Origin of the sequence: Serinicoccus marinus DSM 15273 (assembly GCF_008386315.1) — a bacterium.
Taxonomy (GTDB): Bacteria; Actinomycetota; Actinomycetes; order Actinomycetales; family Dermatophilaceae; genus Ornithinicoccus; species Ornithinicoccus marinus.
This window is the reverse complement of record NZ_CP043808.1, coordinates 2,490,053-2,505,974: the sequence shown is the minus strand read 5'-3', so window position 1 is coordinate 2,505,974 and position 15,922 is coordinate 2,490,053. Positions and strand designations below refer to the sequence as shown.

25 protein-coding genes and 3 pseudogenes are annotated in these 15,922 nt (G+C 69.5%); all 28 read left to right on the top strand.

Features of this window, described 5'->3' with window-relative positions; genetic code table 11:
• Positions 1-4 precede the first annotated feature (4 nt).
• The 28 genes and pseudogenes from rplB (at position 5) to truA (ending at position 15,921) form a co-directional block, all read left to right on the top strand.
• The gene (rplB, locus tag FU792_RS11955) at positions 5-841 is read left to right on the top strand and encodes a 50S ribosomal protein L2 (RefSeq protein ID WP_022925295.1); all 837 of its coding nucleotides are present in this window, start codon (positions 5-7) and stop codon (positions 839-841) included.
• Positions 842-861: 20 nt separating this feature from the next.
• The gene (gene rpsS / locus FU792_RS11950; RefSeq protein WP_022925296.1) at positions 862-1,143 is read left to right on the top strand and encodes a 30S ribosomal protein S19; all 282 of its coding nucleotides are present in this window, start codon (positions 862-864) and stop codon (positions 1,141-1,143) included.
• Between the two features lie 35 nt (positions 1,144-1,178).
• Positions 1,179-1,542: pseudogene (rplV, locus tag FU792_RS11945) on the top strand (50S ribosomal protein L22).
• Positions 1,542-2,396 carry a 30S ribosomal protein S3 gene (gene rpsC / locus FU792_RS11940; RefSeq protein ID WP_022925298.1) on the top strand — a complete coding sequence of 285 codons (855 nt, stop codon included), beginning with the start codon at positions 1,542-1,544 and terminating at the stop codon, positions 2,394-2,396. The pseudogene rplV and the gene rpsC overlap by 1 nt, the downstream one beginning before the upstream one ends.
• A complete protein-coding gene (gene rplP, locus FU792_RS11935) occupies positions 2,396-2,815 on the top strand; it encodes a 50S ribosomal protein L16 (RefSeq protein ID WP_022925299.1) in 420 nt (139 codons plus the stop codon). The genes rpsC and rplP overlap by 1 nt, the downstream gene beginning before the upstream one ends.
• Entirely contained in the window at positions 2,815-3,063 is a 249-nt protein-coding gene (gene rpmC, locus FU792_RS11930; protein ID WP_022925300.1) for a 50S ribosomal protein L29, read from the top strand. The genes rplP and rpmC overlap by 1 nt, the downstream gene beginning before the upstream one ends.
• Positions 3,064-3,065: 2 nt before the next feature.
• Positions 3,066-3,407: a 30S ribosomal protein S17 gene (gene rpsQ, locus FU792_RS18545; RefSeq protein ID WP_149814788.1), complete on the top strand. Its 342-nt coding sequence runs from the start codon at positions 3,066-3,068 to the stop codon at positions 3,405-3,407.
• A 106-nt stretch (positions 3,408-3,513) separates the two neighbouring features.
• Complete coding sequence (gene rplN / locus FU792_RS11920) at positions 3,514-3,882, top strand: 50S ribosomal protein L14 (RefSeq protein ID WP_010148661.1); 369 nt, start codon at positions 3,514-3,516, stop codon at positions 3,880-3,882.
• Positions 3,883-3,886: 4 nt separating this feature from the next.
• Entirely contained in the window at positions 3,887-4,231 is a 345-nt protein-coding gene (rplX, locus tag FU792_RS11915) for a 50S ribosomal protein L24 (protein ID WP_022925302.1), read from the top strand.
• Positions 4,232-4,233: 2 nt separating this feature from the next.
• Positions 4,234-4,833, top strand: a complete 600-nt coding sequence (gene rplE, locus FU792_RS11910) for a 50S ribosomal protein L5 (RefSeq protein WP_052327845.1) — start codon at positions 4,234-4,236, stop codon at positions 4,831-4,833.
• Positions 4,833-5,018 carry a type Z 30S ribosomal protein S14 gene (locus FU792_RS11905; protein WP_022925304.1) on the top strand — a complete coding sequence of 62 codons (186 nt, stop codon included), beginning with the start codon at positions 4,833-4,835 and terminating at the stop codon, positions 5,016-5,018. Before rplE ends, FU792_RS11905 begins: the two co-directional genes overlap by 1 nt.
• Positions 5,019-5,143: 125 nt before the next feature.
• A complete protein-coding gene (gene rpsH, locus FU792_RS11900; RefSeq protein WP_022925305.1) occupies positions 5,144-5,542 on the top strand; it encodes a 30S ribosomal protein S8 in 399 nt (132 codons plus the stop codon).
• Between the two features lie 30 nt (positions 5,543-5,572).
• Positions 5,573-6,112 (top strand): 50S ribosomal protein L6, encoded by a 540-nt coding sequence (gene rplF, locus FU792_RS11895; protein ID WP_022925306.1) that lies wholly within the window; start codon positions 5,573-5,575, stop codon positions 6,110-6,112.
• A gap of 3 nt (positions 6,113-6,115) precedes the next feature.
• Positions 6,116-6,433 (top strand): annotated as a pseudogene (rplR, locus tag FU792_RS18000) (50S ribosomal protein L18); the annotation flags it as partial.
• 99 nt (positions 6,434-6,532) lie between these two features.
• Positions 6,533-7,201 (top strand): 30S ribosomal protein S5, encoded by a 669-nt coding sequence (gene rpsE / locus FU792_RS17995; RefSeq protein ID WP_022925308.1) that lies wholly within the window; start codon positions 6,533-6,535, stop codon positions 7,199-7,201.
• Positions 7,201-7,383, top strand: a complete 183-nt coding sequence (gene rpmD / locus FU792_RS11885; RefSeq protein ID WP_010148653.1) for a 50S ribosomal protein L30 — start codon at positions 7,201-7,203, stop codon at positions 7,381-7,383. The genes rpsE and rpmD overlap by 1 nt, the downstream gene beginning before the upstream one ends.
• A gap of 1 nt (position 7,384) precedes the next feature.
• The gene (gene rplO / locus FU792_RS11880; RefSeq protein WP_022925309.1) at positions 7,385-7,855 is read left to right on the top strand and encodes a 50S ribosomal protein L15; all 471 of its coding nucleotides are present in this window, start codon (positions 7,385-7,387) and stop codon (positions 7,853-7,855) included.
• Between the two features lie 196 nt (positions 7,856-8,051).
• On the top strand, positions 8,052-9,377 hold the full coding sequence (gene secY, locus FU792_RS11875) for a preprotein translocase subunit SecY (protein WP_022925310.1): 1,326 nt from the start codon (positions 8,052-8,054) through the stop codon (positions 9,375-9,377).
• Positions 9,377-9,982, top strand: coding sequence for an adenylate kinase (locus tag FU792_RS11870; RefSeq protein WP_022925311.1), 606 nt, complete (start codon positions 9,377-9,379; stop codon positions 9,980-9,982). The genes secY and FU792_RS11870 overlap by 1 nt, the downstream gene beginning before the upstream one ends.
• Positions 9,982-10,857 carry a type I methionyl aminopeptidase gene (gene map / locus FU792_RS11865; protein WP_022925312.1) on the top strand — a complete coding sequence of 292 codons (876 nt, stop codon included), beginning with the start codon at positions 9,982-9,984 and terminating at the stop codon, positions 10,855-10,857. The genes FU792_RS11870 and map overlap by 1 nt, the downstream gene beginning before the upstream one ends.
• A gap of 86 nt (positions 10,858-10,943) precedes the next feature.
• The gene (gene infA, locus FU792_RS11860) at positions 10,944-11,165 is read left to right on the top strand and encodes a translation initiation factor IF-1 (RefSeq protein WP_022925313.1); all 222 of its coding nucleotides are present in this window, start codon (positions 10,944-10,946) and stop codon (positions 11,163-11,165) included.
• 72 nt (positions 11,166-11,237) lie between these two features.
• Positions 11,238-11,351, top strand: coding sequence for a 50S ribosomal protein L36 (rpmJ, locus tag FU792_RS11855; RefSeq protein ID WP_022925314.1), 114 nt, complete (start codon positions 11,238-11,240; stop codon positions 11,349-11,351).
• Between the two features lie 210 nt (positions 11,352-11,561).
• On the top strand, positions 11,562-11,939 hold the full coding sequence (gene rpsM / locus FU792_RS11850) for a 30S ribosomal protein S13 (RefSeq protein WP_022925315.1): 378 nt from the start codon (positions 11,562-11,564) through the stop codon (positions 11,937-11,939).
• A gap of 94 nt (positions 11,940-12,033) precedes the next feature.
• Positions 12,034-12,402, top strand: a complete 369-nt coding sequence (gene rpsK / locus FU792_RS11845) for a 30S ribosomal protein S11 (RefSeq protein WP_149814786.1) — start codon at positions 12,034-12,036, stop codon at positions 12,400-12,402.
• A 28-nt stretch (positions 12,403-12,430) separates the two neighbouring features.
• Positions 12,431-13,039: a 30S ribosomal protein S4 gene (gene rpsD, locus FU792_RS11840; RefSeq protein WP_022925317.1), complete on the top strand. Its 609-nt coding sequence runs from the start codon at positions 12,431-12,433 to the stop codon at positions 13,037-13,039.
• Between the two features lie 188 nt (positions 13,040-13,227).
• Positions 13,228-14,250 (top strand): DNA-directed RNA polymerase subunit alpha, encoded by a 1,023-nt coding sequence (locus FU792_RS11835; RefSeq protein WP_022925318.1) that lies wholly within the window; start codon positions 13,228-13,230, stop codon positions 14,248-14,250.
• A 26-nt stretch (positions 14,251-14,276) separates the two neighbouring features.
• Positions 14,277-14,954 (top strand): 50S ribosomal protein L17, encoded by a 678-nt coding sequence (rplQ, locus tag FU792_RS11830; RefSeq protein WP_022925319.1) that lies wholly within the window; start codon positions 14,277-14,279, stop codon positions 14,952-14,954.
• Between the two features lie 98 nt (positions 14,955-15,052).
• Positions 15,053-15,921, top strand: a pseudogene (gene truA / locus FU792_RS11825) (tRNA pseudouridine(38-40) synthase TruA).
• Position 15,922 lies beyond the last annotated feature (1 nt).

Here is a 15,922-nt window from a genome sequence, read left to right as displayed (position 1 = left end):
GAGAATGGCTATTCGCAAGTACAAGCCGACGACGCCGGGCCGCCGTGGCTCGAGCGTGGCCGACTTCGTCGAGGTGACCCGCTCCACCCCGGAGAAGTCGCTGGTCAAGCCGCTGTCCAAGACGGGCGGCCGCAACACCTCGGGTCGCATCACGACGCGGCACATCGGTGGTGGCCACAAGCGCGCCTACCGGGTCATCGACTTCCGTCGGGCCGACAAGGACGGCGTGAACGCCAAGGTCGCGCACATCGAGTACGACCCCAACCGCACCGCCCGCATCGCGCTGCTGCACTACACCGACGGCGAGAAGCGCTACATCATCGCGCCGAACCGGCTGAAGCAGGGCGACACGGTCGAGAACGGCCCGTCCGCGGACATCAAGCCCGGCAACAACCTGCCGCTGCGCAACATCCCGGTCGGTACCGTCATCCACGCCATCGAGCTGCGGCCCGGTGGGGGAGGCAAGATCGCCCGCTCCGCCGGCGCCCGCGTGCAGCTGGTCGCCAAGGAGGGCTCGATGGCCCAGCTCCGGATGCCTTCCGGCGAGATCCGCAACGTCGACGCGCGCTGCCGCGCGACGATCGGCGAGGTCGGCAACGCCGAGCAGAGCAACATCAGCTGGGGCAAGGCCGGCCGCATGCGGTGGAAGGGCAAGCGCCCGACCGTCCGCGGTGTCGTCATGAACCCGGTCGACCACCCGCACGGTGGTGGAGAGGGCCGGACCTCCGGTGGCCGCCACCCGGTGAGCCCCTGGGGCCAGCCCGAGGGTCGTACCCGCAAGCCCAACAAGCCCAGCGACAAGCTCATCGTGCGCCGTCGCCGGACCGGCAAGAAGCGCTGAGTTTAGGAGCAGTCCGAAGAATGCCTCGCAGCCTGAAGAAGGGCCCGTTCGTCGACGGCCACCTCACCAAGAAGGTGGACGCGCAGAACGAGGCCGGAACCAAGAACGTCATCAAGACCTGGTCCCGCCGGTCGATGATCACCCCCGACATGCTCGGCCACACCCTCGCGGTCCACGACGGCCGCAAGCACGTCCCGGTCTTCGTGACCGAGTCGATGGTCGGTCACAAGCTCGGTGAGTTCGCTCCGACCCGCACGTTCAAGGGTCACGAGAAGGACGACAGGAAGGGTCGCCGGCGATGACGACCACCACGAACAGCACGGAAGAAGGATTCGTCATGGAAGCCAAGGCGCAGGCGCGGTTCGTCCGCGTGACGCCGATGAAGGCGCGCCGTGTCGTCGACCTGATCCGGGGGCATGAGTGCGTCCCGGAGCCCAGGCCCTGATGCGTTCGCTCCGAGGAGCCAGCGAGCCGGTGCTCAAGGTCCTGAACAGCGCGGTCGCCAACGCCCGTCACGCCGCGGACAACGCCGGCTCGGGCATCGACGAGGCCAGCCTCGTCGTGGCCTCCGCCTACGTCGACGAGGGCCCGACCATGAAGCGCTTCCGCCCGCGGCCCAGGGTCGCGCGAGCCGGATCAACAAGCGCACCAGCCACATCACCGTGGTTGTCGCCGATCAGACCAAGGGAGGTGCCCGCTGATGGGGCAGAAGATCAACCCGAACGGCTACCGCCTGGGCATCACGACCGACCACCGCAGCCGCTGGTTCGCCGACTCCACCAAGGAGGGTCAGCGCTACCGCGACTACGTGAAGGAAGACGTCGCGATCCGTGCGCTGCTGTCGACCGGCATGGACCGGGCCGGCATCTCCAAGGTCGAGATCGAGCGCACCCGGGACCGCGTCCGCGTGGACATCCACACCGCCCGCCCCGGCATCGTCATCGGTCGCCGCGGCGCCGAGGCCGACCGCCTGCGCGGTGCGCTGGAGAAGCTCACCGGGAAGCAGGTGCAGCTCAACATCCTCGAGGTGAAGAACCCGGAGGTGGACGCGCAGCTGGTCGCCCAGGGCATCGCCGAGCAGCTCGCCGCTCGCGTGACCTTCCGTCGCGCGATGCGCAAGGGTATGCAGTCGGCGCTGCGGGCCGGTGCCAAGGGCATCCGGATCCAGTGCTCCGGCCGTCTCGGCGGCGCCGAGATGTCCCGGTCGGAGTTCTACCGCGAGGGCCGGGTGCCGCTGCACACGCTCCGGGCGAACATCGACTACGGCCTCTACGAGGCCAAGACGACCTTCGGGCGCATCGGCGTCAAGGTCTGGATCTACAAGGGCGACCTGACCGCCAAGGAGCTCGCGCGCGAGGAGGCCCAGGCCCCCAGCGGTCGCGGTGACCGCCGCGGTGGCCGAGGCGGCCGTGGCGGAGCCGGCGGCGAGCGTCGCGGCCGCGCCCCGCGCCGGGACGAGGCGAGCAGCGCCGAGACCGGTGCCGCGGCTCCTGCGAGCGCGCCGGCCGAGTCGGCGCAGGCCGCCCCCGCCACCACCGAGGGAGGGCAGTCCTGATGTTGATCCCCCGTCGCGTCAAGCACCGCAAGCAGCACCGCCCCGGCCGCTCCGGCATGGCCAAGGGTGGCACCCAGCTCGCGTTCGGTGACTACGGCATCCAGGCGCTCGCGCCGGCCTACGTCACCAACCGGCAGATCGAGTCCGCTCGTATCGCCATGACCCGCTACATCAAGCGAGGCGGCAAGGTGTGGATCAACATCTACCCGGACCGTCCGCTGACCAAGAAGCCCGCCGAGACCCGCATGGGTTCGGGCAAGGGCTCGCCCGAGTGGTGGGTGGCCAACGTCAAGCCCGGCCGCGTCATGTTCGAGCTGTCCGGTGTGTCCGAGGACGTCGCCCGCGAGGCGCTCCGTCTGGCGATGCACAAGCTGCCCATGAAGACCCGCTTCGTCTCCCGTGAGGGTGGTGACATCTGATGGCTGTCGGTTCTGCGAACCTGACCCCCGAGCAGCTGCGCGGCCTGGAGGACGGCCCGCTGGCCGACGCTCTGGCCGAGGCCAAGAAGGAGCTGTTCAACCTGCGATTCCAGTCCGCCACCGGGCAGCTGGAGAGCCACGGCCGGCTGCGCGCCGTCCGCAAGGACATCGCGCGCATCTACACCGAGATGCGCGAGCGCGAGCTCGGCATCGGCCGTGAGTCCGACGAGAACGAGAAGGTGGGCTGAGCATGAGCGAGAGCACCCAGACCCAGGCCGAGGAGACCGCGGCGACCGCGGTCGAGGCGCACGAGCCGAGCGAGAGCTCGCTTGGGCACGGCGGTGACCGCAACTACCGCAAGGTGCGGCAGGGCTACGTCGTCAGCGACAAGATGGACAAGACGATCGTCGTGGTCGAGGACCGCGTGAAGCACGGTCTCTACGGCAAGGTCCTGCGGACGACCAACAAGGTCAAGGCCCATGACGCGGACAACACCGCCGGGATCGGCGACCGCGTCCTCATCATGGAGACCCGCCCCCTGTCGGCCACCAAGCGCTGGCGCCTGGTGGAGATCCTGGAGAAGGCCAAGTAAGAACACCCCCGGGGGGCTCGCGCCCCCCGTGCACCCCCACACCACGACGTCTGGCCAGGCTCACGGCATACCGCGTGAGAACCAGCCGGCAGTAGGAGAACGAACAGTGATCCAGCAGGAGTCGCGACTGCGCGTCGCCGACAACACCGGTGCCAAGGAGCTCCTGTGCATCCGTGTGCTCGGTGGCTCCGGCCGCCGCTACGCGGGCATCGGGGACACCATCGTGGCCACGGTGAAGGACGCCATCCCCGGCGGCAACGTCAAGAAGGGCGACGTCGTCAAGGCGGTCATCGTGCGCACCCGCAAGGAGCGTCGGCGCCCCGACGGCAGCTACATCCGTTTCGACGAGAACGCCGCGGTCATCCTCAAGAACGACGGTGACCCCCGCGGTACCCGCATCTTCGGCCCGGTGGGCCGTGAGTTGCGCGACAAGCGATTCATGCGGATCGTCTCGCTCGCGCCGGAGGTGATCTGAGGACATGGCGAAGATGAAGATCAAGAAGAACGACCTGGTGCAGGTCATCGCCGGCAAGGACAAGGGCCTGCAGGGCCGCGTCATCGCCGTGCACACCGACACCGACCGCGTGCTGGTCGAGGGCGTCAACCGCATCACCAAGCACACCCGTGCCGGTGGGCAGCGGGGCGTCAACACCGGTGGCATCCAGGTCCAGGAGGCCCCCATCCACGTGTCCAACGTGATGGTGGTCGACCCGGAGACCAAGACGCCGACCCGGATCCGGACGCGCGTCGAGACGGTGGACCGCGATGGCCGCGACAAGACGGTGCGCACCCGCGTGGCGGTGCGCTCGGGTAAGGACCTGTGAGCATGACTGACACGATCACCGACAACGCGACAGAGCAGGACGCTCCGAGCGCCGCCCCCGCGCCGCGCATGAAGGGCCGCTACCGCGAGGACATCGTCCCCGCGATGACCGAGCAGTTCGGCTACGCCAACCCCATGCAGGTGCCCGGGCTGGTCAAGATCACGGTCAACATGGGTGTCGGCGAGGCCGCTCGCGACAGCAAGCTCATCGAGGGCGCCATCCGCGACCTGGCCACCATCACCGGTCAGAAGCCGTCGGTCACGAAGGCCCGCAAGTCGATCGCGCAGTTCAAGCTGCGCGAGGGTATGCCGATCGGTGCGCACGTGACGCTGCGCGGCGACCGCATGTGGGAGTTCCTCGACCGTCTGCTCGCGCTGGCCCTGCCGCGCATCCGCGACTTCCGCGGTCTGTCCCCGCGCCAGTTCGACGGCAACGGCAACTACACCTTCGGCCTCAACGAGCAGTCCATGTTCCACGAGATCGACCAGGACAAGATCGACCGCGTCCGAGGCATGGACATCACGGTCGTGACCACCGCCAAGACCGACGACGAGGGCCGGGCGCTGCTGAAGCACCTGGGCTTCCCGTTCAAGGAGAACTGATGGCCAAGACCGCGCTGATCAACAAGGCCAACCGCAAGCCGAAGTTCGCGGTGCGCGCCTACACCCGCTGCCAGCGGTGCGGCCGTCCGCACTCGGTCTACCGCAAGTTCGGCCTGTGCCGGATCTGCCTGCGCGAGATGGCGCACCGGGGCGAGCTGCCCGGCGTGACCAAGTCGAGCTGGTGACGGCGGCACACCCGCCCGAGCCCACGGCATACCGCACCACCTGCATCTGAGAAACCACCACCTGGAACATCGAAGGTCGCCCGGGAGCCCCGGGGGAAACCGCGATGAGAAAGGGCACGAAGCCCATGACCATGACCGACCCGATCGCGGACATGCTGACCCGGATCCGGAACGCCAACTCGGCGCACAAGGACCAGGTCTCCATGCCGTACTCCAAGCTGAAGTCCACCATTGCCGAGATCCTCAAGGCCGAGGGCTACATCGCCTCCTGGTCCTCTGCGGAGGCCGAGGTGGGCAGCACGCTGATCATCGACCTCAAGTACGGCCCCAACCGGGAGCGCTCCATCGCGGGTGTGCGCCGTGTGTCCAAGCCGGGCCTGCGCGTCTACGCGAAGTCCACCAACCTGCCCCGGGTGCTGGGCGGCCTGGGCGTGGCCATCATCTCCACGTCCTCGGGCCTGCTCACCGACCGCCAGGCGGCCGAGAAGGGCGTCGGCGGCGAAGTGCTCGCCTACGTCTGGTGACCCGGAGCAGAAGGTAAGGAGCACAGAAGAATGTCTCGAATCGGACGACTGCCCGTCACCGTCCCCTCCGGTGTCGACGTGGCCATCGACGGCTCGACCGTCACCGTCAAGGGCCCCAAGGGTCAGCTCGCGCTCGACGTCGTCGAGCCGATCGCGGTGGCCGCCGGCGAGGACGGCAGCATCGAGGTGACCCGACCGGACGACGAGCGTGACTCGCGGTCCCGGCACGGCCTCACGCGCAGCCTCATCGCCAACATGGTCGAGGGCGTGACCAACGGCTACACCAAGAAGCTGGAGATCCACGGCACGGGGTACCGCGTGGTGGCCAAGGGCAGCGACCTGGAGTTCGCGCTCGGCTACAGCCACCCCATCCTCATCAAGGCCCCGGAGGGCATCACCTTCCAGGTCGAGAACCCCACCCGGTTCTCGGTCACGGGCATCGACAAGCAGCAGGTCGGCGAGGTCGCCGCGAACATCCGCAAGCTGCGCCGCCCCGACCCCTACAAGGGCAAGGGCGTGCGCTACGAGGGTGAGCGCATCCGCCGCAAGGTCGGAAAGGCTGGTAAGTAAGCCATGGCACAGATCGTCAAGCGCGCCAAGAGCAAGAGCGCCGCGCGGGGCCGCCGTCACGTGCGGCTGCGCAAGAAGGTCACCGGCACCACGGAGCGTCCGCGCATCGTGGTCAACCGGTCCTCCCGGCACGTCTTCGTCCAGCTGGTCGACGACACCCGCAGCGCGACCGTGGCCTCGGCCTCGACCATGGAGGCGGACCTGCGCTCCGCCGACGGCGACAAGACCGCCAAGGCCCGGCGCGTCGGCGAGCTGCTCGCCGAGCGTGCCAAGGCCGCCGGCGTCGAGACCGCGGTCTTCGACCGTGGTGGCAACCGTTACGCCGGCCGGGTGGGCCGCGATCGCGGAGGGCGCCCGCGAGGGCGGCCTGGCCCTCTGACAGACCCCGACAGACACAGACCAGGAAAGAGGAACCTTCCTATGGCTGGTGACTTCCAGCGCCGCGGCTCTGGTGGCAGCTCCGCCTCCGGTGACGCCCGCGACAACCGTCGGGGCGGCCGTGACAACAACCGAGACAACCGTGACGGCCGTGGCCGTGGCGGCCGGGACGACGACCGCAACCAGTACCTGGAGCGCGTCGTCACCATCAACCGCGTGGCCAAGGTCGTCAAGGGTGGCCGCCGCTTCAGCTTCACCGCGCTCGTCGTGGTGGGTGACGGCGACGGCACCGTGGGCGTCGGCTACGGCAAGGCCAAGGAGGTGCCGGCCGCGATCTCCAAGGGCGTGGAGGAGGCGAAGAAGAACTTCTTCCGCGTGCCCCGGATCGCCGGCACCATCCCGCACCCCATCCAGGGTGAGGACGCCGCAGGCGTCGTCATGCTGAAGCCGGCCAGCCCGGGTACCGGTGTCATCGCCGGTGGTCCGGTGCGCGCCGTGCTCGAGTGCGCCGGCATCCACGACGTGCTCAGCAAGTCGCTCGGGTCCAGCAACTCCATCAACATCATCCACGCCACCGTCGCGGCCCTGCAGGGGCTGGAGCAGCCGGAGTCCGTCGCGGCCCGCCGGGGCAAGTCCCTCGAGGACGTCGCCCCGCACGCGATGCTCAAGGCTCGCGCCGACGCGGCGGCCGAGGCGAAGGCAGGTGCCTGATGGCCAAGCTCAAGGTGACCCAGATCAAGTCCACCGTCGGCACCAAGCACATGCACCGGGAGACCGTCCGGAGCCTGGGCCTGAAGCGGATCGGTGACACCGTCGTCAAGGAGGACCGCCCGGAGTTCCGGGGCATGGTCCGCACGGTCGCCCACCTGGTGACCGTGGAGGAGGTTGACTGATATGGCCGACAGCACTGCCCGCCGCGAGGCGGCCGCGCTCAAGGTCCACCACCTGCGCCCGGCCCCGGGAGCCAAGACCGCCAAGACCCGTGTGGGTCGCGGTGAGGCGTCCAAGGGCAAGACCGCAGGCCGCGGCACCAAGGGCACCAAGGCCCGCTACCAGGTGCCCGAGACCTTCGAGGGTGGACAGACCCCGATGCACATGCGGCTCCCGAAGCTGCGCGGGTTCACCAACCCGTTCAAGGTGACCTACCAGGTCGTCAACCTCGACACCCTGGCCTCCCTCTTCCCCGAGGGCGGCTCCATCGGCCCGGCCGACCTGGTGGCCAAGGGCGCGGTCCGCAAGGGCCAGCCGGTCAAGGTCCTCGGCACCGGCGAGGTGTCCGTCAAGCTCGATGTCACCGCCACCAAGTTCTCGGCCTCCGCCAAGGAGAAGATCGAGGCGGCCGGCGGCAGCACCACCGAGGCCTGACCGACCCCCCTGCCGCACCGCTCGTCCACGTGAGGTCCTGCGTCGCTCCGGCGACTGCAGGGCCTCACGTGCATACCCACGGCTTTTCTGCACCACCTTCGCCGGTGTTATCGTCAACGAGATCCATGGCTCGTCACCGGGCCTGACCCTCGCCCGACGCGCCGCGCGAGTCGACCGGCCCCTCAGGAGGACCTGAATGCTCTCCGCCTTCGTGCGCGCGTTCAAGACACCGGATCTTCGCAAGAAGATCCTCTTCACGCTCGCGATCATGGCGCTGTACCGCCTCGGGACGCACATCCCCACACCCGGCGTCGACTACGGCCTGGTCCAGCAGTGCCTCAACACCGCCGAGCTGTCCGGCAACGTGCTGGGGATGGTCAACCTCTTCTCCGGCGGCGCGATGGTCCAGCTGTCCGTCTTCGCTCTGGGGATCATGCCGTACATCACGGCCGCGATCATCGTGCAGCTGCTGACGGTGGTCATCCCGCGCTTCGAGCAGCTGAAGAAGGAGGGGCAGGCCGGGCAGACCAAGATGACGCAGTACACCCGCTACCTCACCATCGGGCTCGCGGTGCTGCAGGCGTCGACGCTGGTGACGATCGCCCGCGAACCCACCCGGCTGTTCGGCGCCGCGTGCACGTCCGTCATGCCCGACGACGGCATCTGGACCCTCTCCCTGATGGTGCTCACCATGACGGCCGGCACCGGCCTCATCATGTGGCTGGGGGAGCTCATCACCGAGAAGGGCGTCGGCAACGGCATGTCGTTGCTCATCTTCGTGTCCATCGCCGCCGGCTTCCCGGCCGCCCTCGGCGCGATCTACCAGAGCTCGGTGACGACCTTCGTGCTGGTGATGCTGCTGGGCCTGGTCATCATGACCCTGGTCGTCTACGTCGAGCAGTGCCAGCGGCGGATCCCGGTGCAGTACGCCAAGCGGATGGTGGGGCGCCGGCAGTACGGCGGGACCTCGACCTACATCCCGCTCAAGCTCAACATGGCCAACGTGATCCCGATCATCTTCGCCAGCTCGATCCTCATGCTGCCCTCGCTCATCGCGAACTTCAACCGGCCCACGGAGGCAGGCGCGACGGCACCGGGCTGGGTCACCTTCGTCGACCGCTACCTGTCGATGGGGGCCACGGGGTCGGGGACGCACTGGGTCTACATGGTGCTGTATGCCGCGATGATCATCTTCTTCTGCTTCTTCTACACCTCGGTGACCTTCAACCCGACCGAGGTCGCCGACAACATGAAGCGCTACGGCGGCTTCATCCCGGGCATCCGGGCCGGTCGTCCGACGGCGGAGTACCTCGAGTACGTCATCAACCGGATCACCACCCCCGGTGCCCTCTACCTCGCCGGGCTCGCGCTGATCCCGCTCATCGCTTTCAACGTGATGGGGGTGGCCAACTTCCCGCTGGGCGGCGCCTCGATCCTCATCATCGTGGGTGTCGGTCTGCAGACCGTCAAGCAGATCGAGTCCCAGCTCCAGCAGCACGACTACGAAGGGTTCCTCCGCTGATGCGACTGATCATGCTCGGACCGCCCGGTGCCGGCAAGGGCACCCAGGCCGTCCACGTCTCCGCCGCCCACGGGATCCCCGCCATCTCCACCGGCGACATCTTCCGGGCCAACATCAAGGACGAGACCGAGCTGGGGATGCAGGTGAAGCAGATCACCGCCTCCGGCGGCTACGTCCCCGACGAGGTCACCAACGCCATCGTGCGCGACCGGCTCGGCCAGGACGACGCGGCCCGGGGTTTCCTGCTCGACGGCTATCCCCGGACGACGGGCCAGGTGGAGGCGCTGGACGAGATGCTCGCGGAGGCCGGTCACGGCCTCGACGCGGTGGTCGAGCTCACCGTCGACACCGACGAGGTGGTCCAGCGGCTGCTGACCCGCGCCCAGGAGCAGGGCCGCGAGGACGACACCGAGGAGGTCGTCCGCGAGCGGATGCGGATGTATGCCGAGGAGACCGCTCCGCTGGCCTCGCGCTACAAGGAGCGCGGGCTGCTGCGCCGGGTGGACGGCATGGGCGAGGTCGCCGAGGTGACCGCCCGGATCGAGGCGGCACTCGCGGACCTCACCGGGCCGGACGGCGGCGACGCCGCCTCCGCCCCGCGCTGATGTCGCTGTTCCGTCGCCGGTCCCGGATCGAGGCCAAGACGCCCGAGCAGCTGCGGGCGATGCGCCGGGCCGGGCGGGTCGTCGCCGACACCCTGGCGCTCGCCTCCCGGCGGGCTGTGGCCGGGGTCTCGACGGGCGAGCTGGACGCCCTGGCCGAGGACGCCATCCGCAGCGCGGGGGCGGTGCCCAGCTTCCTCGGCTACCACGGGTTCACCGGGAGCCTGTGCATCTCGGTCAACGACGAGGTCGTGCACGGCATCCCCGGGGAGCGGGTGCTCGCCGAGGGTGACCTGGTCTCGATCGACTGCGGAGCCATCGTCGAGGGCTGGCACGGTGATGCCGCCGTCAGCCTGGTCGTGGGCGGCAGGGACCGGGGGACGCCCGCGGACCTGGCCCTCATGGACGACACCGAGACCTCGCTGTGGGCGGGTATGGCGGCGTTGCGGCCGGGGGACCGGCTCTTCGCCGTGGGCGACGCGGTGGAGGCCAGCGTCGACGCCTCGCTCGACCGGCGCCGGCGGGAGGGCGTGCCCGGGGTGGAGGTCTACGGCATCCTCGAGGACTACACCGGCCACGGCATCGGTCGGGAGATGCACATGGACCCGCACGTCCCGAACTACGGTGTCAGCGCCACCGGGCCGACGGTCCCGTCCGGGGCCACCCTGGCGATCGAGCCCATGGTCACGCTGGGCACCATCGAGACCCGCACGCTCGAGGACGACTGGACCGTCGTGACCGGCGACGGCAGCCGGGCGGCGCACTGGGAGCACACGGTCGCGGTCACCGACGACGGCCTGTGGGTGCTCACCGCGGCCGACGGGGGAGCGGCCGGCCTGGAGCGCGTGGGGGCCCGCTGCGCCCCGCTCGCCGACTGATTCGCCTCGAGGGTTGCCCGTCCCGTACGATGGTGCGTCGGCCCTGCGTGGGCCGAGTCCAGTGCAATTCAGGGAATGTGGAGGACATGGCGAAGAAGGACGGCGTCATTGAGATCGAGGGCACGGTTGTCGAAGCCCTCCCGAATGCGAACTTCCGGGTCGAGCTCACCAACGGACACGTGGTGCTTGCTCACATCTCCGGGAAGATGCGGCAGCACTACATCCGGATCCTCCCCGAGGACCGGGTCGTGGTGGAGCTCAGCCCGTACGACCTGACCCGCGGTCGCATCGTCTTCCGTTACCGCTGAGTGGTGCGGACCCCTCCGGGTCCTCGTCCTCAGCACCCCTGATCAGATCCCTCCACCCGAAGGCAGGAAGCCATGAAGGTTCAGCCGAGCGTGAAGAAGATCTGCGACAAGTGCAAGGTGATCCGCCGTCACGGCCGGGTCATGGTGATCTGCGACAACCTGCGCCACAAGCAGCGCCAGGGCTGAGCAGAGAGCGATCCGCGCGCGTCGCAGCTTCGATGCGTCAGCACGACCACAATTGAATATCCCCAGGATGACGCAGCACCCGACCCCCGCCGACCGGCGGGACGTCACCCCCGGCCGCGAGAGCCGGGGACCGCGGGCGACCGAGCCCATCAGACGATGCGGACCGGTGCTGCACCAGACTCTCGCACGACAGCCAAGGAGCACTGCCACATGGCACGACTCATCGGTGTCGACCTGCCGCGCGACAAGCGCGTCGAGGTCGCTCTCACCTACATCTTCGGCGTGGGACGCACCCGCGCCGCCTCGACGCTGGAGGCCACGGGCGTGGACCCGTCCACCCGCGTCAAGGACCTGACGGAAGAGCAGCTGGTCGCCCTGCGTGACCACCTCGAGGCGAGCTTCCGCCTCGAGGGCGACCTGCGCCGTGAGGTGGCCGCCGACATTCGCCGCAAGGTCGAGATCGGCAGCTACCAGGGCCTGCGGCACCGCCGCGGTCTCCCGGTGCACGGTCAGCGCACGAAGACCAACGCCCGGACCCGCAAGGGCCCGAAGCGCACCGTCGCCGGCAAGAAGAAGGCGACCAAGTAATCCCTCTGCCGGGAGGCCCCGCCCCCGCAGACCTGCTCTTCCGCTAGGAGAAACACATGCCCCCAAGAGCCGTCAGGCCACCAGTGCGCGCAAGGTGCGCCGCAAGGAGAAGAAGAACGTCGCCTTCGGGCAGGCTCACATCAAGAGCACGTTCAGCAACACCATCATCTCGATCACCGACCCGACCGGTGCCGTCATCGCCTGGTCCTCCTCGGGCCAGGTCGGCTTCAAGGGGTCGCGCAAGTCGACCCCCTACGCCGCCCAGATGGCCGCCGAGGCCGCCGCGCGCCGCGCGATGGACCACGGCATGAAGAAGGTCGACGTCTTCGTCAAGGGTCCGGGCTCGGGTCGCGAGACCGCGATCCGCTCGCTGACCGCCGCCGGCCTGGAGGTCGGCGCGATCTCCGACGTGACGCCCCAGGCGCACAACGGCGTCCGCCCGCCCAAGAAGCGTCGCAACTGACCGCCCCGGAAGGAACTAGGTAAGCATCATGGCCCGTTACACCGGCCCCATCACCAAGAAGTCCCGCCGGCTCAAGGTCGACCTCGTCGGCGGCGACAAGAACTTCGACCTGCGTCCCTTCCCCCCGGGGCAGCATGGTCGGCGCCGCAGCCAGGAGAAGGAGTACCTGACCCAGCTGCAGGAGAAGCAGAAGGCCCGCTTCACCTACGGCGTCATGGAGAAGCAGTTCCGTCGCTACTACGCCGAGGCGGCCCGCCGCCCGGGCAAGACCGGCGCCAACCTGCTCATCATCCTCGAGTCGCGCCTCGACAACGTCGTCTACCGGGCCGGCCTGGCCCGCACCCGTCGTGCCGCCCGCCAGCTCGTGACCCACGGTCACTTCCTGGTCAATGGCCAGCGGGTCGACGTGCCGAGCTACCGGGTCGAGCAGTACGACATCATCGAGATCCGGCCGCAGTCGGTCGAGACCTTCCCGTTCGAGCTGGCCCGCCAGACCTACGGCGACCGTCCGGTCCCCGCCTGGATGAAGGTCGTGCCCGGCTCGCTGAAGATCCTCATCCACCAGCTGCCCACCCGGGAGCAGATCGACACGATCCTCACCGAGCAGCTGATCGTCGAGCTCTACTCGAAGAACTGATCGGGTGGGGGCTTTGCCCCCACCTACCCCCACGACCAGGAGCTCGCTTCGCTCGCGCTCCTGGTCGTTCCGGGAATCCAGGCCTCGCTCCGCTCGCCGGATTCCCGGGCCCCGGCATACGGACAGAGGTATGCCGGGCTCCCGCACGCGGCGTCATATAGCGGTCGCCCGTGGAAAGGAACTGAACAGTGCTCATCGCACAGCGCCCCACCCTCACCGAGGAGGTCGTCTCCGACACCCGGTCGCGGTTCGCCCTCGAGCCGCTGGAGCCGGGCTTCGGCTACACCCTCGGCAACTCCCTGCGCCGGACCCTGCTGTCCAGCATCCCGGGGGCCTCGCTCACCAGCATCCGGATCGACGGCGTGCTCCATGAGTTCTCCACCATCCCCGGTGTCAAGGAGGACGTGACCGAGGTCATCCTCAACCTCAAGTCCCTCGTCGTCTCCAGCGAGCACGACGAGCCGGTCGTGATGTACCTGCGCAAGCAGGGCGCAGGCCCGGTGACCGCCGCGGACATCGCGCCGCCGGCGGGCGTGGAGGTCCACAACCCCGAGCTGCACCTGGCGACCCTCGGCGAGTCGGGCACCATCGAGATGGAGATGACCGTCGAGCGCGGCCGCGGCTACGTGTCGGCGCAGCTGAACAAGTCCGGGGAGCAGGAGATCGGCCGGATCCCGGTCGACTCCATCTACTCGCCGGTGCTCGCGGTGACCTACAAGGTCGAGGCCACCCGTGTCGAGCAGCGCACCGACTTCGACCGCCTGGTGATCGACGTGGAGACCAAGAGCTCCATCGCCCCGCGCGACGCCGTCGCCTCGGCCGGGCGCACCCTGGTCGAGCTGTTCGGCCTGGCCCGTGAGCTCAACGCCGAGGCCGAGGGGATCGAGATCGGTCCCTCCGTGGGGGACGGTGCCCTGGCCTCCGACCTGGCGCTGCCCATCGAGGAGCTGGACCTGACGGTGCGCTCCTACAACTGCCTCAAGCGCGAGGGCATCCACAGCGTGGGTGAGCTCGTCGGGCGCAGCGAGGCGGATCTGCTCGACATCCGCAACTTCGGCGCCAAGTCGATCGACGAGGTCAAGGACAAGCTCGCCGAGATGGGCCTGGCGCTCAAGGACAGCCCGCCCGGGTTCGAGGGTGCCGCGTCCTACGAGGACGGCGGCTACGAGGACGAGGGCGACGCCGCCTTCGCCGAGGACGAGCAGTACTGAGATACGAGAAGGCTTAAGGAGAACTCATGCCTGCCCCCAAGAAGGGTCCGCGCCTCGGCGGCGGTCCGGCGCACGAGCGCCTGATGCTGTCCAACCTGGCGACTGCTCTGTTCGAGCACGACCGCATCACCACCACCGAGGCCAAGGCCAAGCGGCTCCGTCCGCTCGCGGAGCGACTGGTGACCTTCGCCAAGCGCGGCGACCTGCACAACCGCCGCAAGGTCCTGGCCATCGTCCGGGACAAGGGCGTCGTCCACCGGCTCTTCACCGAGATCGCGCCCGACGTGGCCGAGCGGCAGGGTGGCTACACCCGGATCACCAAGATCGCGCCGCGCAAGGGCGACAACGCCCCGATGGCCGTCATCGAACTGGTGCGGGAGCCGGTCGCCAAGAAGGCGGTCGTCACCCAGGCCGAGGGTGCCACCAAGCGCTCGGCCAAGGACCGCGAGGCCGCGGCCATCAGCGACGCCGAGCTCGAGGCGGAGGAGCCCACCACGAGCGACGCCGCGCAGGTCGACCAGGCCCAGGCGGAGGTCGAGGCCGCCGACGACGCCGCCGAGCGCGGTGCCGAGCCGGCCGCCGACGGCGAGCTCACCGAGGTCGCCGACAACGAGGCCGCCGACGACACGACCGAGGCCGCGATGGTCTCCGGCGGGGCCGACGATGCGCAGCAGCCGGCGAAGGGCGACGACTCCGCGAAGTGAGCCGTCGCGTCCCGGACGCACCTGAGGGCCGCCCATCCCCCACCGGGGGTGGGCGGCCCTCGTCGTCGCCTCCTGGTCGTGCAGGGCAGGATGGACGGGTGCGCATCAGGATCGACCTCGCCTACGACGGCACGGACTTCTCCGGGTGGGCGCGTCAGCCCGGGCTACGGACGGTCGAGGACACGCTCGCGTCGGCGCTGGCGACCGTCCTGCGCAGCGACCCGCCGAGGCTGACCGTCGGTGGGCGCACCGACGCCGGCGTGCACGCCGGGGATCGGTGTGCCACCTCGACGTCGACGCTGCCGTCTGGTCCAGGGTGCCGGGCCGGTCCGACCGGCCACCCGGTCAGGCACTCGTCGCCCGGTTGGGAGGCGTGCTGCCCCGGGACGTCGTGGTCCGCCGCGCGCGTGAGGTGGACGACGGCTTCGACGCGCGCTTCTCCGCGCTGCGACGTCGCTACAGCTACCGCCTGCTGGACCGTCCCGAGGTCGCCGACCCGTTGCGGCGCCGGGACACGGTCGTGGTGCGACAGGCTCTCGATGTGGAGGCGATGGACGCCGCAGCACGGTCGCTGATGGGGCTGCACGACTTCGCGGCGTTCTGCCGGCCCCGGGACGGGGCGACCACCATCCGGACCCTGCTCGACTACCGTTGGACCCGGGGTGAGGACGGCGTGCTGGTCGGCACGGTCGTGGCGGACGCCTTCTGCCACAGCATGGTGCGGGCGCTGGTCGGCGGTGTCCTGCCCGTGGGGGAGGGGCGCCGGACCGGGTCCTGGCCGGCGGAGGTGCTCCGTGCCCGGACCCGCGACCCTGGTGTCCGCGTCATGCCGGCGCACGGTCTGTGCCTCGAGGAGATCGTCTATCCCGAGGCCGCCGAGGCGCAGGCGGCGCGGGCGTCGGAGAGCCGGGCCACGCGTGCCCCGGTGACCGCGGGCCGACGAGACCCGCGGTCGGGGACGGACTAGG

Coding starts and splice junctions, on each gene's coding strand:
- rplB (WP_022925295.1), top strand. CDS start 5: ATGGCTATTCGCAAGTACAAGCCGACGACGCCGGGCCGCCGTGGCTCG.
- rpsS (WP_022925296.1), top strand. CDS start 862: ATGCCTCGCAGCCTGAAGAAGGGCCCGTTCGTCGACGGCCACCTCACC.
- rpsC (WP_022925298.1), top strand. CDS start 1,542: ATGGGGCAGAAGATCAACCCGAACGGCTACCGCCTGGGCATCACGACC.
- rplP (WP_022925299.1), top strand. CDS start 2,396: ATGTTGATCCCCCGTCGCGTCAAGCACCGCAAGCAGCACCGCCCCGGC.
- rpmC (WP_022925300.1), top strand. CDS start 2,815: ATGGCTGTCGGTTCTGCGAACCTGACCCCCGAGCAGCTGCGCGGCCTG.
- rpsQ (WP_149814788.1), top strand. CDS start 3,066: ATGAGCGAGAGCACCCAGACCCAGGCCGAGGAGACCGCGGCGACCGCG.
- rplX (WP_022925302.1), top strand. CDS start 3,887: ATGGCGAAGATGAAGATCAAGAAGAACGACCTGGTGCAGGTCATCGCC.
- rplE (WP_052327845.1), top strand. CDS start 4,234: ATGACTGACACGATCACCGACAACGCGACAGAGCAGGACGCTCCGAGC.
- FU792_RS11905 (WP_022925304.1), top strand. CDS start 4,833: ATGGCCAAGACCGCGCTGATCAACAAGGCCAACCGCAAGCCGAAGTTC.
- rpsH (WP_022925305.1), top strand. CDS start 5,144: ATGACCATGACCGACCCGATCGCGGACATGCTGACCCGGATCCGGAAC.
- rplF (WP_022925306.1), top strand. CDS start 5,573: ATGTCTCGAATCGGACGACTGCCCGTCACCGTCCCCTCCGGTGTCGAC.
- rpsE (WP_022925308.1), top strand. CDS start 6,533: ATGGCTGGTGACTTCCAGCGCCGCGGCTCTGGTGGCAGCTCCGCCTCC.
- rpmD (WP_010148653.1), top strand. CDS start 7,201: ATGGCCAAGCTCAAGGTGACCCAGATCAAGTCCACCGTCGGCACCAAG.
- rplO (WP_022925309.1), top strand. CDS start 7,385: ATGGCCGACAGCACTGCCCGCCGCGAGGCGGCCGCGCTCAAGGTCCAC.
- secY (WP_022925310.1), top strand. CDS start 8,052: ATGCTCTCCGCCTTCGTGCGCGCGTTCAAGACACCGGATCTTCGCAAG.
- FU792_RS11870 (WP_022925311.1), top strand. CDS start 9,377: ATGCGACTGATCATGCTCGGACCGCCCGGTGCCGGCAAGGGCACCCAG.
- map (WP_022925312.1), top strand. CDS start 9,982: ATGTCGCTGTTCCGTCGCCGGTCCCGGATCGAGGCCAAGACGCCCGAG.
- infA (WP_022925313.1), top strand. CDS start 10,944: ATGGCGAAGAAGGACGGCGTCATTGAGATCGAGGGCACGGTTGTCGAA.
- rpmJ (WP_022925314.1), top strand. CDS start 11,238: ATGAAGGTTCAGCCGAGCGTGAAGAAGATCTGCGACAAGTGCAAGGTG.
- rpsM (WP_022925315.1), top strand. CDS start 11,562: ATGGCACGACTCATCGGTGTCGACCTGCCGCGCGACAAGCGCGTCGAG.
- rpsD (WP_022925317.1), top strand. CDS start 12,431: ATGGCCCGTTACACCGGCCCCATCACCAAGAAGTCCCGCCGGCTCAAG.
- rplQ (WP_022925319.1), top strand. CDS start 14,277: ATGCCTGCCCCCAAGAAGGGTCCGCGCCTCGGCGGCGGTCCGGCGCAC.